The 14401-nt window shown below is 65.7% G+C and carries 15 protein-coding genes; 7 read left to right on the plus strand and 8 right to left on the minus strand.

The features are described 5' to 3' along the window. Positions 1 to 81: 81 nt before the first annotated feature. Positions 82 to 1068, minus strand: a complete 987-nt coding sequence (locus MMB92_RS31410) for a TRAP transporter substrate-binding protein (RefSeq protein ID WP_006481984.1) — start codon at positions 1066 to 1068, stop codon at positions 82 to 84. Positions 1069 to 1645: 577 nt separating this feature from the next. Here MMB92_RS31410 and MMB92_RS31415 point away from each other — a divergent pair. Both MMB92_RS31415 and MMB92_RS31420 read left to right on the plus strand, forming a co-directional pair. Continuing rightward, positions 1646 to 3823, plus strand: a complete 2178-nt coding sequence (locus tag MMB92_RS31415) for a glycosyl hydrolase family 28 protein (protein ID WP_062911504.1) — start codon at positions 1646 to 1648, stop codon at positions 3821 to 3823. 90 nt (positions 3824 to 3913) lie between these two features. Then, positions 3914 to 4108: a hypothetical protein gene (locus tag MMB92_RS31420; protein WP_212157886.1), complete on the plus strand. Its 195-nt coding sequence runs from the start codon at positions 3914 to 3916 to the stop codon at positions 4106 to 4108. A 35-nt stretch (positions 4109 to 4143) separates the two neighbouring features. Here MMB92_RS31420 and MMB92_RS31425 read toward each other — a convergent pair whose 3' ends face one another. From MMB92_RS31425 to MMB92_RS31435, 3 genes are all read right to left on the minus strand, one after another. After that, positions 4144 to 5229, minus strand: coding sequence for a helix-turn-helix transcriptional regulator (locus tag MMB92_RS31425; RefSeq protein ID WP_226244988.1), 1086 nt, complete (start codon positions 5227 to 5229; stop codon positions 4144 to 4146). A gap of 307 nt (positions 5230 to 5536) precedes the next feature. Beyond that, positions 5537 to 5788: a hypothetical protein gene (locus tag MMB92_RS31430; RefSeq protein ID WP_006483379.1), complete on the minus strand. Its 252-nt coding sequence runs from the start codon at positions 5786 to 5788 to the stop codon at positions 5537 to 5539. A 414-nt stretch (positions 5789 to 6202) separates the two neighbouring features. After that, positions 6203 to 6400 (minus strand): hypothetical protein, encoded by a 198-nt coding sequence (locus tag MMB92_RS31435; RefSeq protein WP_256869000.1) that lies wholly within the window; start codon positions 6398 to 6400, stop codon positions 6203 to 6205. Between the two features lie 155 nt (positions 6401 to 6555). On the opposite strand from MMB92_RS31435, the gene MMB92_RS31440 reads away from it, so the two are divergent. Both MMB92_RS31440 and MMB92_RS31445 read left to right on the plus strand, forming a co-directional pair. After that, positions 6556 to 7614, plus strand: a complete 1059-nt coding sequence (locus tag MMB92_RS31440; RefSeq protein ID WP_181461620.1) for an NAD-dependent epimerase/dehydratase family protein — start codon at positions 6556 to 6558, stop codon at positions 7612 to 7614. Next, positions 7611 to 8600, plus strand: coding sequence for an AraC family transcriptional regulator (locus tag MMB92_RS31445; RefSeq protein ID WP_058903851.1), 990 nt, complete (start codon positions 7611 to 7613; stop codon positions 8598 to 8600). Before MMB92_RS31440 ends, MMB92_RS31445 begins: the two co-directional genes overlap by 4 nt. A 41-nt stretch (positions 8601 to 8641) precedes the next feature. Here the strand turns inward: MMB92_RS31445 and MMB92_RS31450 are convergent, their stop codons facing one another. Beyond that, a complete protein-coding gene (locus MMB92_RS31450; RefSeq protein ID WP_270956994.1) occupies positions 8642 to 9130 on the minus strand; it encodes a RidA family protein in 489 nt (162 codons plus the stop codon). A 228-nt stretch (positions 9131 to 9358) separates the two neighbouring features. On the opposite strand from MMB92_RS31450, the gene MMB92_RS31455 reads away from it, so the two are divergent. After that, on the plus strand, positions 9359 to 9658 hold the full coding sequence (locus MMB92_RS31455) for an H-NS histone family protein (RefSeq protein WP_006483375.1): 300 nt from the start codon (positions 9359 to 9361) through the stop codon (positions 9656 to 9658). A 171-nt stretch (positions 9659 to 9829) separates the two neighbouring features. Here the strand turns inward: MMB92_RS31455 and MMB92_RS31460 are convergent, their stop codons facing one another. Both MMB92_RS31460 and MMB92_RS31465 read right to left on the minus strand, forming a co-directional pair. Continuing rightward, complete coding sequence (locus tag MMB92_RS31460) at positions 9830 to 10162, minus strand: cupin domain-containing protein (RefSeq protein WP_006483368.1); 333 nt, start codon at positions 10160 to 10162, stop codon at positions 9830 to 9832. A gap of 900 nt (positions 10163 to 11062) precedes the next feature. Beyond that, complete coding sequence (locus MMB92_RS31465) at positions 11063 to 11986, minus strand: LysR family transcriptional regulator (RefSeq protein ID WP_277563171.1); 924 nt, start codon at positions 11984 to 11986, stop codon at positions 11063 to 11065. Positions 11987 to 12053: 67 nt separating this feature from the next. Here MMB92_RS31465 and MMB92_RS31470 point away from each other — a divergent pair, with 67 nt between their 5' ends. Continuing rightward, complete coding sequence (locus MMB92_RS31470; RefSeq protein WP_034203945.1) at positions 12054 to 12671, plus strand: LysE family transporter; 618 nt, start codon at positions 12054 to 12056, stop codon at positions 12669 to 12671. 34 nt (positions 12672 to 12705) lie between these two features. On the opposite strand, the gene MMB92_RS31475 is transcribed toward MMB92_RS31470, so the two are convergent. Beyond that, the gene (locus MMB92_RS31475; RefSeq protein WP_084752344.1) at positions 12706 to 13335 is read right to left on the minus strand and encodes an NAD(P)H-dependent oxidoreductase; all 630 of its coding nucleotides are present in this window, start codon (positions 13333 to 13335) and stop codon (positions 12706 to 12708) included. A gap of 132 nt (positions 13336 to 13467) precedes the next feature. On the opposite strand from MMB92_RS31475, the gene MMB92_RS31480 reads away from it, so the two are divergent. Then, positions 13468 to 14346, plus strand: coding sequence for a LysR substrate-binding domain-containing protein (locus MMB92_RS31480; protein ID WP_034203943.1), 879 nt, complete (start codon positions 13468 to 13470; stop codon positions 14344 to 14346). The last annotated feature ends 55 nt before the right edge of the window (positions 14347 to 14401 follow it).

A 14401-nucleotide genomic window follows, 5' to 3' on the forward strand; every position in this document is an offset into this window, starting at 1 on the left:
GCGGCCGCGCCGGCGCCGCGCCGTCGGGGGCGGCGGCCGACGCGCCCGCGGCCGCCGCGCTGTTCAGGGAAGTGCGACGCGTCACTTGGTGGCCTCGATCTCGTCGACGATCTGCTTCATCTGCGGCGTCTTTTCATACTTGGTCCACAGCGGCTGCATCGCCTTCACGAACGCCGCGCGATCGATCTGCGCGGCCGGCAGGATCTTCGCGCCGCCCTTCGTCACCAGCTGCTGCGCGGACGCCTCGCGCGCGGTCCACAGCTTCTGGTAGTACGGCACCGAATCGGCCGCCGCCTTGCGGATCGCCGCCTGCTCCTGCGGCGACAGCGTGTCCCAGATCTTCTTCGAGAACACCAGCACTTCCGGCGTCATCGCGTGCTGCGTCTCCGAGTAATCGGGCGCGACTTCGTAATGCTTGGTTTCCTCGTACGACGGCAGGTTGTTTTCCGCCGCATCGACGAGGCCCGTCTTCAGGCCCGTGTACACCTCGGCGAACGGCATCGGCGTCGGCGTGCCGCCCATCGCCTTGATCTCGTCGACCATCAGGTCGGACGGTTGCACGCGCACCTTCAGCCCCTTCATGTCGGCCGGCGAGCGCACCGGGCGCTTCGCGTAGATCGAGCGCGCGCCGCTCTCGTAGAACGTCAGCGCGATCATCCCCTTCGCGGTGAACGCATCGAGGATCTTCTGGCCGGCCGGCCCGTACATCGCCTTGCGGAAGTGCGCGACGTCGCGGAACAGGAACGGGAACGACGGAATCAGCGATTCCGGCACGATCTCGTTGAACGACGCGCCGTTCACGCGCGCCATGTCGATCGCGCCAATTCGCACCTGGTCGACCGTGTCCTTCTCGGAGCCGAGCGCGCTGTTGCCGAACACCTTGATCGAATCCTTGCCGCCCGTCTGCTTCGACAACTCCTCGCCCATGAACTTCACGGCCATGTTGGTCGGGAAGGTGTCGCCGTGCACGTCCGCCGAGCGGAACACGCGCGCCTGCGCGGACATCGCGAAGCCGGCCATCAGTGCGACGGCCAGGGCGGTACGGGAGCCGGTGAATCGGTGCTTCATGGTGAGTCTCCTTGATGGTCGATCGTTGTTGTGCGGCGATCCGTCGGCAGGCGCCTGCGTCGCCGGTACGCTTCCTTGAACCGCAGAGTCATACGTCGTATGACGTGTCGAGCGAATGTACGTCGGTTAACCGTTTAACTCACTTGGTGCATACCCCTATAACCGCTGCTATCAAGGGCTTTTGACGGAAATCGAGGAATCGCATTCTCTGTTTCCGCGCTTTTTCGCGAAACGTTTTCCGGAAACGGGTCGGCATGCAAACGGGATACCGACGTGGCGGTTTCCCGACATCCGGCGGCCTTGTTTCGCTTCGCTTGTCGTCGTTATAGGATGACTGACCACGATGTTGTCACGCCGCCGCGGCGCCACGAGCGCGCGCCGGCCCGCATCCCGCACGACGCGATTCGCGCTCGTGGCGCCCGGCCCGACGAACCGCGCCGGCGGCCGCTCTCCCCCGCTTCAGCGTTGCCCGCTGCCCGTCACCGCTCGCGCTCGCGTCGCGGCGACCCGCGCCGCCCGAACGACCCGATACCAACCCGGCATCGCGCAGCCGATGCCTCTTCAGGAGATCTCCGTCATGACACTTTCCGTTGCCCGGCCACATTCCCGGCCGAATTCCCGGCCCAGCCGACGCCCGCGTGCACTCGGCCTGCTCGCCGCGCTGCTCGCCACCGCCGCCGCGCTCACCGCGTGCGGCGGCGACGACGCGAGTACCGGCGGCGGCGCGGCGTCGACCGCACCGCCCGCGACCAGCGTGTTCCAGGTCGGCACGACGACCGTCGACCCGAACCTGCCGCCCGAACCGGCGTTGCCCGCCGACACGCAGGTGTGCAGCACGCTCGAAGCCGCCAATACGCTCGTGAGCCGCCCCGACGGCTCGCTGCCGCCGGAGGCCGATCCGTCGACGGCCGGCGTCGGCAAGACCGTGTCGACCGCGACGGCCAACCCCGACCAGGCGCGCATCCAGGCCGCCCTCGACGCCTGCGGCGCGGCGGTCGACGCCGAAGTGGGCGCGACGATCGCGGCGGCGGACGCCGCGGCCACCGCCGCGCAAAAGACGGCCGCCGCGCCGAACGCGAACCTCGCCGGCGCGTCCGGCGAGGAACTCGCGAAGCGGAAGTACCGCGCGAGCAAGTTCGCGGTGCGGCTCGTCGTCAATCGCGCGGGTCCCGGCAACGGCTTCATCAGCGGGCCGCTGACGCTGCCGTCCGGCGTCACGCTGTGGATCGACAAGGGCGTCACGCTGTATGCGTCGCGCGACGTGAAGGCGTATTCGCCGAACGCCGCCGGCCCGTACTGCGGCAACACGGCCGTCAGCGCGACGAAAGCCGGCAGCTCGTCGAACTGCGCCGCGCTGATCACCGGCACCAACCTCGTCAACGCGGCCGTGGTCGGCGACGGCCGGATCGACGGGCGCGGCTACGCGGAGCTCGTGACGTCCGATGCGAAATACCCGCTGATGAAGGTCGACCTGACCTGCTCGAACACCTACGCGGCGTACAAGAGCGGCACCGTGGCGCCCGACGGCACCGCATGCGACGACGGCGGCACGGTCGTCGATTCGAAATCGACCGTGCGCAACATGACGTGGTGGGATCTCGCGTATCTCGGCAACATGGTGCAGAACGGCACGACCGGCTTCGGCTCGCAGTCGAATTTCCGGCTGATGGTGTTCAACTACGCGAAGAACCTCACGCTGTACCGCATCACGCTGAACAACAGCCCGAATTTCCACGTGGTGCCGAGCGGCGTCGACGGGCTGACGATCTGGAACGTGAAGGTGCAGACGCCGACGCTCGCCGCGTTCGCGAACCCGGCCGGCAACGGCAACCCGCTGTACAACGGGCAGACGTTCAACGCGGACAACGTGAAGAACACCGACGCGTTCGACCCGGGCTCCGCGTCGAAGCCGACGTCGGTGGCGCTGTCGACCGGCAGCACGACGACGTCCGCCGCCGCGATCTCGTTCGACGGCTACCTGAAGAACTTCGTGTTCGCGTACAACTACGTAAGCACCGGCGACGACGACATCGCGCTCAAGGGTAGCAACAATCCGGCGCCCGCCGGCTCGGGGCTGTTCGGCATCGACGGCAATCGCGACGTGCGCGCCGATCGCAAATGGGGCGTCGTGATCGCGCACAACCACATCTACTGGGGGCACGGCATCTCGATCGGCAGCGAGACCAACGGCGGCGTGACCAACGTTCAGGTGTACGACAATGCGTTCCGCGATTCGGAAGAAGGACTGCGCATCAAGTCCGACTATGCGCGCGGCGGCGAAGTGAGCAACATCCACTACGCGAATATCTGCATCCGCGATGCGAAGAACGCGCTGCTGTTCACGCCGTACTACAGCACCAAGGCCGTGCCCGCGAGCGGCCCGCTGTATCCGAACTTCCACGACATCTCGCTCGCGAACGTCGTGATCGAGGGCGCGGCCGGCGTGAAGCTGCAGGGCTTCGAGGCGAACACCGGCGGCTACGGCGAGCCGGCGTTCCCGCTCGTGATGTCGCTGACCGACGTGGTGGCCGATACGCCCGACGGCATCGCGACGATCGCGTCCGACGCGAACCTCACGCTGCGCAACGTGAACCTGCCGGTGTTCCCGTCGACCGCGAACCGGGTGGTCGTCAACGGCAGCGCGGTCCATGCGATCGATCCGGCCAGCGTGCTCGACTGCAGCAAGGCGTTCGTCGACTTCCCGGGCATCGACCAGTCGAACCCGTTCGGGTCGACGTGGGCGCCGGCGCTGTAACGCGCGGCCCTGCCGTCGCCGTCGCGCGTGCCGGCTCGTGGGCACGCGCGATGCTCGCCGTGACATCACGCAACGCGAAAGGAGCCTGTGATGTCGACCACGAAGCCATCAGCGCCCCCCGACCCGGCTGCCTCGCCGAACGCCGGCGACGAAGGCCCGGCCGACGCGCCGGGCATCGGCGAGGACACGTGCCGCGTCTGCCGCGGCACCGGCCGGGTGGAGGGTCAGCCATGCACCGTCTGCGGCGGGACCGGCAAGATACTGCAGGGAATCGGCGGCGGATAGGTCAAAACGCCGCCGCGCGCGCGTGCATCGATCGTTCAGGTCTGCATGACGAGCGACGTCAGTTGCGCGGCGCGCGCGACGTCCGTCTTCGTGTAGATCGACTTGATCTGCGCACGGACCGTGCCGATCGACACGCCGCGCAGCGCCGCGCATTCCTGCGGCGAATGCCCGTCGCAGCACAGCAGCACGGCGAGATCGGCTTCGGCCGACGACAGCCCGTAGAACACCCGCAAGCGCTGCGCGCGCGCCGCCGGCGAACGCAGGTCGGCGGCCGTCATCAGCGCCGCGACGCCGGGCCGTTCGCGCGCGAGGCGCGACTGTTCCGGAACGGGAATCAGCGCGAGCGGCAGCGGTTCGCCGGTGGTACGCCGCAGCAACAGCCCGCCGCGCGCGAACGCGTGCCGCCATTGCGCATCGTCGACGCAGCCTTCCGGCGCGAACCGGCCGTTCACGATCCGCAGCACCGGTTCAGCGGCGATCAGCTGCTGGGCGGCGCGATTCATATAGCGCAGCTCGCGCTGCGCGCCGAGCAGGAATACCGGCACCGGCACCGCATCGAGCGCCGACTCCGCGGCGGCCACGCGCGCTTCGAGCTCGCCGATGCGTGCGTGGATGCGCAGCGCGCGGCTGATGTGGGCGCCCATGATTTCGATGGTGCGGCGCTGCGCGTCGGACAGCCCTTGCGCTTCCGGGCCGCCCTGTACGCTGAGGAACGCGCCGGCGCCTTCGCCGCGATGAATGTACAGGCCGGAGATGCTGCCGAGCCCGAACGGCTGCAGGAATTCCCGGTAGAACACGCCATGTGTGCGCTCGCGCACCGACAGGTGCTTGACGTCCTCGAACCAGCGCCCCGCCGGCCAGTCGGCGGCAACCGGCACGACCGGGTCGTACAGGTAGAACTCGGTGTTGTAGCTGTGGTGGCACGCGGCGACCCACGACGGATCGTCGCCGGCCGCCTGTTCGATCGCCGGCAGCCTCGCCGCATCATCGAACGACAGCAATGTGGCCATGCGTGCGCCGACCGACAAGCGCAGCCCGTCCAGCACCGCTTCCCATCGTTGATCGCCCAGTGCCGCGGCGTAGATGTCATCGATCCATGCCGATGGAATCAACCCGTTCATCTGCATCTGGCCACCCCGCGCCGTGCGTTTTCGTCGAACGTCGTTCGGGCATCTTACTCAATCGGCCTCATTGTTCAAATTGCCGATGCGGGTTTGATCGAAATACCACGTTTGTTACCGTTTCTCGTCTGACGTAATGGTCGTTTTTGACACGGCGGCCGTGGAATCGGCGTTGACGCAGACGGCGGATGGCGGCCTGCGCGGTTGGCGCGGTTGGCGCGGAACGAAAGGTTGTCGCAAGTGGCGGCGTTCGAGGCCGATCGTGATGCGATGGCACGCGGTTCGGCGCCTGCTCCCGACGATGCACTTACTTCATCGTCGCGAATCGCGCTTCCATCTCGTCGATCTTCGCGAGCACCGCTTCGCTCAGCTTTCTGACGTGACGCGGCACGTCGGGCGTCGACAGCAGTTCCTCGATGCGCCCGCGCCAGTAACTCGGATGCCTGACGCGTCCCGCGCCCGACATCGACACGTCGTCGACGTCCGTCTCGCTGTCCAGCAGCGCCACCATGCGCTGGATATGCGAGAGCTCTCGTTCCACATAGTCTCGTGCGAGCATATTGATTGAAATTCCCCGAAATACGACATCAGGCCTTCCGTCATCAACGCGCCGTCGTTCGCGGCGCCAACGACGCACCGCCTACGTTGCACGTCAGCGTACGCGACGACTGTGACGATCGACCGTGCGGACGTTCACGGCGATCGACACGGAACGACAGGCCTGCTCGATTGTTCTGGTGATATCCGGTCCCCGGTGCCTTGTTGATCATCGTAGGCGTACCGCGCGGCGCCGGCATCCCCAAAAGTGGGGATGCCGGTTGATATCGGTCAGGTCGCAGCTTCCCGAAATGACGGGGATGAAGACAGGAGCGGGACGCTACCGCACGACGAATCGCGCGCTTTCACATCTGACGAATCGACCGCCGGGAGCGACGTGCCGCTTCGTCGCACGCGATGCCGCGCACGTCACACGTCAGTCCGGCGGCTCCAGCGCTTCCCGCCCGTCCGGACACCCGGATGCACCACCGGGCTTCGTGATGTTCCAGTGCGCGGCATCGTTCCAGTCGTCATCCATTCGATAGGAAAGCCGAGCATTGGCGCGAAACAGCGCGCCGCGGAATTTCCTGCCGTCGCTCGCGAGCGCGTCGTGCAGAGACGGTCCGATGCGCATGACGCCGTCGATCCGATCGCGTGAATGGCGCTCGCATGAGCCTGCGTACGTCGCGACGCTGTCGCGCCCTGCATGTCGATTGGCACGCTTTGCGAGTGAAGTGGCGCGCAAAAGGCGGCATCATGGCGCATCATCTCTGCAACGGAATCCCGTCCATGAATATCGATACCGACCTGCCCGTCATGGTGACGGGCGCAACCGGCTACGTCGCGGGCTGGCTCGTGCAGCGGCTGCTCGAGGCCGGCCTGACGGTCCATGCGGCCGTGCGCGACCCCGACAGCCCCGACAAGCTCGAGCATCTGCAGCGCATCGCGGCCGGCAAGCCCGGCACGATCCGCTATTTCCGCGCCGACCTGCTCGAACCCGGGTCATATGCCGACGCGATGGCCGGTTGCGGGACCGTGTTCCATACCGCGTCGCCGTTCACCGTCACGGTCACCGATCCGCAGAAGGAGCTGGTCGATCCGGCGCTGCTGGGCACGCGCAACGTGCTCGAGACGGCCAACCGCACGCCGTCGGTGCGGCGCGTCGTGCTGACCAGCAGTTGCGCCGCGATCTACGGCGACAACGCCGATCTCGCCGCAACACCCGGTGGTGTGTTCACCGAAGCGATCTGGAACACCAGTTCGTCGCTGACCCATCAGCCCTATTCGTATTCGAAGACGGTTGCCGAGCGCGAAGCGTGGAAGATCGCCCGCCAGCAGCAACGCTGGGATCTCGTGACCATCAATCCGTCGCTCGTGATCGGGCCCGGCATCAACCCGTATGCGACATCGGAAAGCTTCGAGATCGTGCGGCAGATGGGCAACGGCACGATGAAGGCCGGCGTGCCGGATCTCGGCCTGGGCGCCGTGGATGTCCGCGACGTGGCCGACGCGCATCTGCGTGCGGCGTTCCTGCCGAACGCCAACGGCCGCTACATCGTGTCGGCGCACGACACGAGCCTGCCGGCGATGGCCGCCACGCTGCTGGAACGGTATGGCGCCGACTACCCGATTCCGCGGCGCATCCTGCCCAAATGGCTGGTGTGGCTGGTCGGCCCGCTCGCGAACAAAAGCGTGACGCGCCGCGTGGTCGCCCGCAACATCGGGCTGCCCTGGCGCGCCGACAACAGCCGCAGCCGCAACGAACTGGGGATCCGCTATCGCCCGCTCGCCGAGTCGATGAACGATTTCTTTCAGCAACTCGTCGAAACCGGGCAATTGCGGCGATGAACCGCTTCGCGATTTCGCCGGGCTGGCAGGTCGTGATGGTTGACCTCGGCCTGCGCGCCGACGAACTGCTGCGGCACGCGCAATTGCCTGCCGATCTGTTCACGCGGCCGGAGAACGGGCTGACGACCCGCGAGTACTTCCGCATGTGGCGTGCGATGGAGGACATGGCGAACATGCCGGCCGTCGCACTGCGCATCCTCGATCTGCTCTCGGTCGAAGCCTTCGATCCGCCGCTGTTCGCCGCGTTGTGCAGCCCCAACCTGGAGATCGCGATCCGGCGGATCGGCCAGTTCAAGCCGCTGATCGGCCCGATCCGGTTGCGTGTGTCGCACGAGGCCGACGCGCTCACCCTCGCCGTCGACTTCCTGGAACGCGAGGTGCCGCCGCCCGGCATGCTGGTCGCGGCCGAACTCGGCTTCTTCGTGAAACTGGCACGGCTCGCGACCCGCACCGAGTTGCCGGCGCGCGCCGTCACGCTGCCGCGCGACGTTCGCCCGCATCCCGGCTATGCGCGCTTTTTCGGCGTGACGCCACAGTACGGCGATGCGCCTTCCGTCAGCGTGGCGCTGCAGGATGCGCGGCGTCCGTTCGTGACCGCGAACCATGCGATGTGGCAGATTTTCGAGCCCGACCTGCGCCGCCGCCTCGACGCGTTGTCGGCCGAAGCCGGCATCGTCGAGCGCGTGCGCGCGGCGCTGCTCGAATTGATTCCGGGCGGGCTCGCCACCACGGACGGCGTCGCCCGAACGCTCGCGATCAGCAAGCGGACGCTGCAGCGGCGGCTCGGCGACGAAGGCGCGAACTTCAAAACGCTGCTCGCGGAAGTTCGCGAGAAGCTCGCGTGGCATTACCTCGATCGCTCGGATCTGCCCTACAGTCAGATCGCTTTCCTGCTCGGCTACCAGGATCCGAATTCGTTCTTCCGCGCATTCAGTGAATGGACCGGAATGACGCCCGAAGCCGCCCGTTCGCGCACGGCGCGCTGATCGACGCCAGGCGGCGCGTTCCGTCGCCCAGCCACGGCGAATCAACCAGCGGCACCGCCGCGGTTCAGCCCGAAAATGAAATCCGCTTCGACCGATGCACCCTTCGGCAATTGCAGCACGCCGACCGACGAACGCGTATGGACGCCGGCGTCGCCGAGCACCGCGTACAACACGTCGGACGCGCCGTCGGCCACTTCGCTTTGCATCGTGAAGCCGGACGCGCTGCGCACGTACACGGTCATGCGCGGCACCGTCGCGATCGCATCGAGCGTGCCGCAATGCTTGCGGATCAACGACAGCGCGCGCAGCGCCGAGATGCCGGCCGCGCGGCGGCCATCGTCCAGCGAAACGGATTCGCCCACGACGCCGACGAAATGCACCACTTCCCCGATACGCGGCACCTGGCCGGCAATATAGGCCGTGCTTCCGTCGACCAGCACGGGCGTGTACTTTCCGCCGATCCTGATCGTTTCGTCCGGATCGAATCCGAATTCGGCTGCAACCTGTTTCAGCGTGTCATCCCTGTTCATCAGTGAATTCCCCAATCCCTCTGAAAAAAGATAAAGAATAATTGAGTCTCCGCAGCGTGTCTCGCCGGAGAAGATCGGACGCAAACGATTCAAGTCAAACCACTTCTCAGGTGTTCGAAGCAGTCGTGCATTGCCATATCGGCAATGGAATTCGTAGTCGGCGCAATTTTCTTTATCATTTCCGGTTGAAACCGCTATCATGTATGGACACAACCTGAAGAGTGATATATGGCAACTTACAAGGAACTGAAAGCTCAAATGGACGCTTTGGCCGAGAAAGCCGAAGCAGCGCGCGTCGCTGAATTCCAGGCGATCGTCGACGACATCCGCACCAAAGTCGCGGAATACGGCATTACCGAAAAAGACATTTTCGGTACGCGCCGCGGTCGGCCGGCCAAACAAGCGGGCGCTCCCGTGCAGGCAAAGTATCGCGATCCGAAGACCGGCGCGACCTGGTCGGGCCGCGGTCGCGCGCCGGCATGGATCAAGGATGCGAAGAATCGCAATCGATTCCTGATCCAGGAATAAGATTCCCGGCATGGTCCGGCGCGCGATTCAACGTGCTGTCCGGCGATTTGGGCATTGAGTGGGGCATCGATACCGGCGGGTTTCCAAGGCCGTTCCGGTTGACGAGGTTTTGCCCGATCGGCGTGTCGCGCACGGGTCAATCGACCGATCGTGCCGCACGCCAATCTTTCTTCAGCGTTCGTAATAGATCGCAAGCCAGACGGTTTGCATTTCGTCATGCGTCCACGCGACACGATGACGGCAATGCGGCTCGATCAGCACGTAATCTCCCGCGCGCATATCGAGCCGCGTTGCATCCGCTTCGAATTCGAGCACGGCCGCGCCGGACAGCAGCACGACCCATTCGGCGCGCGAGTCGTCATACCAGAACCCGTCCGGGCTCGCATGCCCCATCGATACGATTCGCTCGACGTTCACGTGCGGGCCCGTGACCAGCATGTCGATTCGCTCGTCGCCGCCGCGCCGCCCTTCGGCGCTGAATAAATTACCGGTTTGAAGTAGCATCGCCGCGCCTCGTCGTGGATGGTCGGGTAAAGATGCGGGTTTAAATGCGACGGGAAATGTTCGCTGCTGCCCGACATCGCCCGGGGTTGCACGCGCGTCGTTAAATTTTTTGTAAAAAAAGATGAAGAATGAGTGCAACTTTATCCACGCTCATTCACGGGTGCGATAAAGCACATCGCAACGATCTTTTAGCGACGCGCACGCCATCATGCGCCATTTCGGCAAAGCCGGTCGAAATCTGCCACGCCCGTGCGTCTGGCCGGCTATCCGGTATTGCCCTTGCAACACTCAGGTTTGCACGCAATGGTGACGATGTCGATCTTTGCGCCAACTCTGTTCGTCGCCTGCAATGTCGATCGCGAGGGCTTGTTCCCGGGAAAACCCCGCGTCGCGTGCAATTGAATTCGGCAAAGACCAGTCTGCCATCTGCGTCGATCAATGCCGACGAGCGTAGCGCGGAACCACTGCACTGCCCATTCCGGATACAGAGACAGTCGTCGCTTCCTGCCCAAGGCGACCTTGAAGCCGCTCGACGAACTTGCCACAATCCAAAAAATCCGCGAGTGCTATATCGTCGACTGAACTTTCCTTGCGCTCGGGCAGCGCGATCCGGGACGACCCGGACATCGAAGCATTCGTTCAGTTCAACGTCGGGTTGGTTCATATCATGCACGTAGCCGATTTTCGAACTGCCGGCCCTCACGAGATTCCCGTCTCGCTGATTCCGACGATCAATCGCCATCTCGTGCGGGCGGCACGAGTCCTGGTTCAACGCGACGACCGGTCCGTGCCGGTCCGTTGACAGCGGCGAGGCATGCCACGCCTGCCATCGCCTGAATCACCCCGGCGCTTCGGGCACACGCTTCGCCGCCTGTTTGAAGGCCCGCTTGGCAACCGCCGTCAAACCCGCCCCCTCAACCAGCCCAGCAACGCCGCCTGCGCACTCCCGTCCGCCACCGGCGCCGGCGTCAACAGGTAGTAATCCGATCCATCCTCGACGAACCCCATCGGCGCAACCAGCACACCGCTTTCGATGTCGTCGCGCACCAGATGCCACGGCCCGATCGCCACCCCGAGCCCCGCGACGGCTGCCTGCAGACTGAAGTAGAAGTGATCGAACCGCTGCCCGCGCCCGTTCGCGGCCGGCTGCTTCGCCGCCGCCGCCCACGCGTGCCATGCGTCCGGCCGGGTCCGCGTATGCAGCAGCGCAGCGTCGGGCTTCAACGCGCGGCCGCCGCGACGCGATGCAAACCACGCGCCGACCTTGTCCGGCCGGCAAACCGGCCCCACCCGTTCGGCGAACAGATGTTCCGCGTGATACCCGGCCGGCCACGCGAAATCGTTGCGACGAATCGCCATGTCGATACCGTCGTCGAACGAGAACGGCCCGCCCGCGGCGGCCAGATGGATATCGACGCCCGCATGCCGCGCCTGGAAATCCGGCCAGCGCGGAATCAGCCAGCGCATCAGGAGCGTCGGCTCGCACGACAGGACCGAACGTCGCGCACGGGCGGCCTCGGTGCGCAATGCGTGGGCGGCGTGACGCATCAGCCCCAGGCCATCATGGACGGCCTGGGCGAGCGTGCGGCCGGCATCGGTCAGGAACACGCGACGACTGCGTCGCTCGAACAGCGCCACGCCCAGGTCGTCCTCGAGCAGACGTACCGCGCGGCTGACCGCGCCATGGGTCAGGCACAGCTCGTCGGCCGCGCGGCTGAAATTCTCGTGACGCGCCGCCGCCTCGAAACAACGCAGCGCCATCAGCGACGGCAGGTTCGTCCGAATCGACTGTGATTCAGACTCACCATTCTGGTCAGAAAACATCGTTTTCCCCGATGAAGCATGATGGATACGATTGTGCCATCAACCCATTCATCGCTGGAGCAACACCATGACCGAACTGATAGTCGTAGTCACCATTACGCTGCTGGCCGTCATCAGCCCGGGGCCTGACTTCGCGATGGTCACGCGCAACAGCCTGATGCTGTCGCGTCGTTCCGGCGTGTTCACCGCATGCGGAATCGGGCTCGGCGTGACGGTCCACGTGAGCTACACGCTGCTGGGCGTCGGGCTCCTGATCCGACAATCGCTGTGGCTCTTCAACGCCGTCAAGCTGATCGGCGCGATGTACCTGATCTACCTCGGCGCAAAGATGCTCATGACGAAAGCCGGCGACGCGCAAGCCGACACCCGCGTGGCGCCGCTGTCCGATCTCGCCGCGCTGCGCACGGGCTTTCTGACCAACGCGCTGAATCCCAAAACCACGGTGTTCATCGTCAGCCTGTTCATGCAGGCCGTGCGCCCCGACACGCCGCTGATCGTGCAGATCGGTTACGGCGCATTCATCGCGGCCGCACATGCCGGCTGGTTCAGCCTCGTGGCGATCTGTTTCTCCGCCACGGCCGTCCGCGATCGCCTGCTGTCGCTGCGGCACTGGATCGATCGCACGTTCGGATGCCTGCTGGTGAGCTTCGGCGTCGCGCTCGCCATCGCACGCGGCGGGCGCTGACCCTCGGCCCGCGCGGATGCAGCGCGCGGCGACATCAGAACGTGCGCGCAATCGCCCGCGCTTCGTCGATCGCGCGGCTGCGGTCGACCTTCCCGTCCGGGAACAACGTGCGCTCGACGACGATCCCGGTGACGTCCGTCACGCCCACGAACCTGAGCCACGTTTCCATGTAAGGGCGCTGCAGATCGAACTCGGCAGCCGGCGTCAACGACCCCGGCGACTGATAGGCCAGCCCGCGCGCGTAGACCACCGCCGCCTTTTTGCCGATCAGCTTGCCGGCAAAACCCGCTGCATCGAACGTGAACAACACATCCTTCTGCGAGATCACGTCGATCAGGTGCTTGAGTTTGTACGGAATGCTGAAATTCCACAGCGGCACGCCGAACAGGAACTTGTCCGCTGCGTGGAACGGCGCCGCGAGCCGCTCGATCTGCCGCCACGCAGCCGCCTGCTCCGGCGTCAATGCCGTGCCGCTCAATCCCGCATATTTCGCGGCCAGCGCGGCGGCATCGAATTCAGGCATCGGCAGATCCCAGATATCGAGCTTCCGAATCTCGTGATCGGGATGCGCTTGCCGGTATGTGTCGAGAAACGCGTCGCATACCTCGATGGACGCCGAATATGCCTTGTTGGGTGAGCCTTCGATATAGAGCACGCGTGTCATGACGCCGGTCCTTGCCAGAAGTGACGACGGCGCGCGGGATGCGCGCTCGCCCACTGCACTTCGCAGCCTAGCGGGTCGGCCTATAATCCAGAAATGATATTAATTGATCGAATTAACCCGGATTGGTGATGAATGAACCCTCCTCTCGACACCGCGCTGCTTCATACGTTCGTTGCAGTCGCCGACGTGCGCAGCTTCACCGGCGCCGGGCGCCGGCTGAACCTCAGCCAGTCCGCGGTCAGCGCGCAGATCGTGCGCCTCGAGCAACAGGTCGGCCAGACACTGCTCGTGCGCAATACGCGCAGCGTGACGCTCACCCCACACGGCGAAACGCTGCTCGGCTACGCGCGTGCGATGCTCAACCTGAGCGCGGAAGCGCGCGCCAGGCTGGGAACGGGTAACGCGGTCGACGTCAAGCTGCGGATCGGCGTGTCGGAGGATTTCGCAGGCGGCTGGCTGCCGGACCTGATGCGCCGCCATGGCGCCGCGCGACGCGGCCTGCGGCTGGAGCTCGTCGTCGATATCGGCGACAGCCTGTTTCGACGGCATGCCGACGGCGAATTCGATCTCGTGATCGGCAGCCGGTGCTCGCACTCGGGCCATGGCGCGACGTTGTGGCAAGAGCCGCTCGTCTGGGCGTTCGCGCGGCATGAGCCGCTGCCGGAAGGCGACGTGCCGCTCGCGTGCTTCCCCGATCCATGCCCGTATCGCGGCGCCGCCATCACGGCGCTCGCGCTGGCCGGCATGCGTTACCGGATCGCGTGCGAAAGCCCGAGCGTGACCGGCATCCGGACCTTCGCACGGGCCGGCATCGCGATCGCACCGGTGCCGCGCAGCGCGATCGACGACACGCTTCGCGAACTCGGCTTGCCCGAAGGCTTGCCGGCGCTGCCGGAGATGGAATTCGTGATGATGCACGACGCGCGGATGCCGGCGGCCGTCGAATTCGCCGCAATGATCCTGGACGAAACGGCCGCCCGCACCGGAGCAAGTACGCGCAACCGGGCGTAGCGGGCAGCGCCCGCGGGCGTCCCGCCGGCGCCGGCCCCTGCATGGCGTCCCGCCC

This window comes from Burkholderia sp. IO2, assembly GCF_029522185.1.
GTDB classification, from domain to species: domain Bacteria; phylum Pseudomonadota; class Gammaproteobacteria; order Burkholderiales; family Burkholderiaceae; genus Burkholderia; species Burkholderia cenocepacia.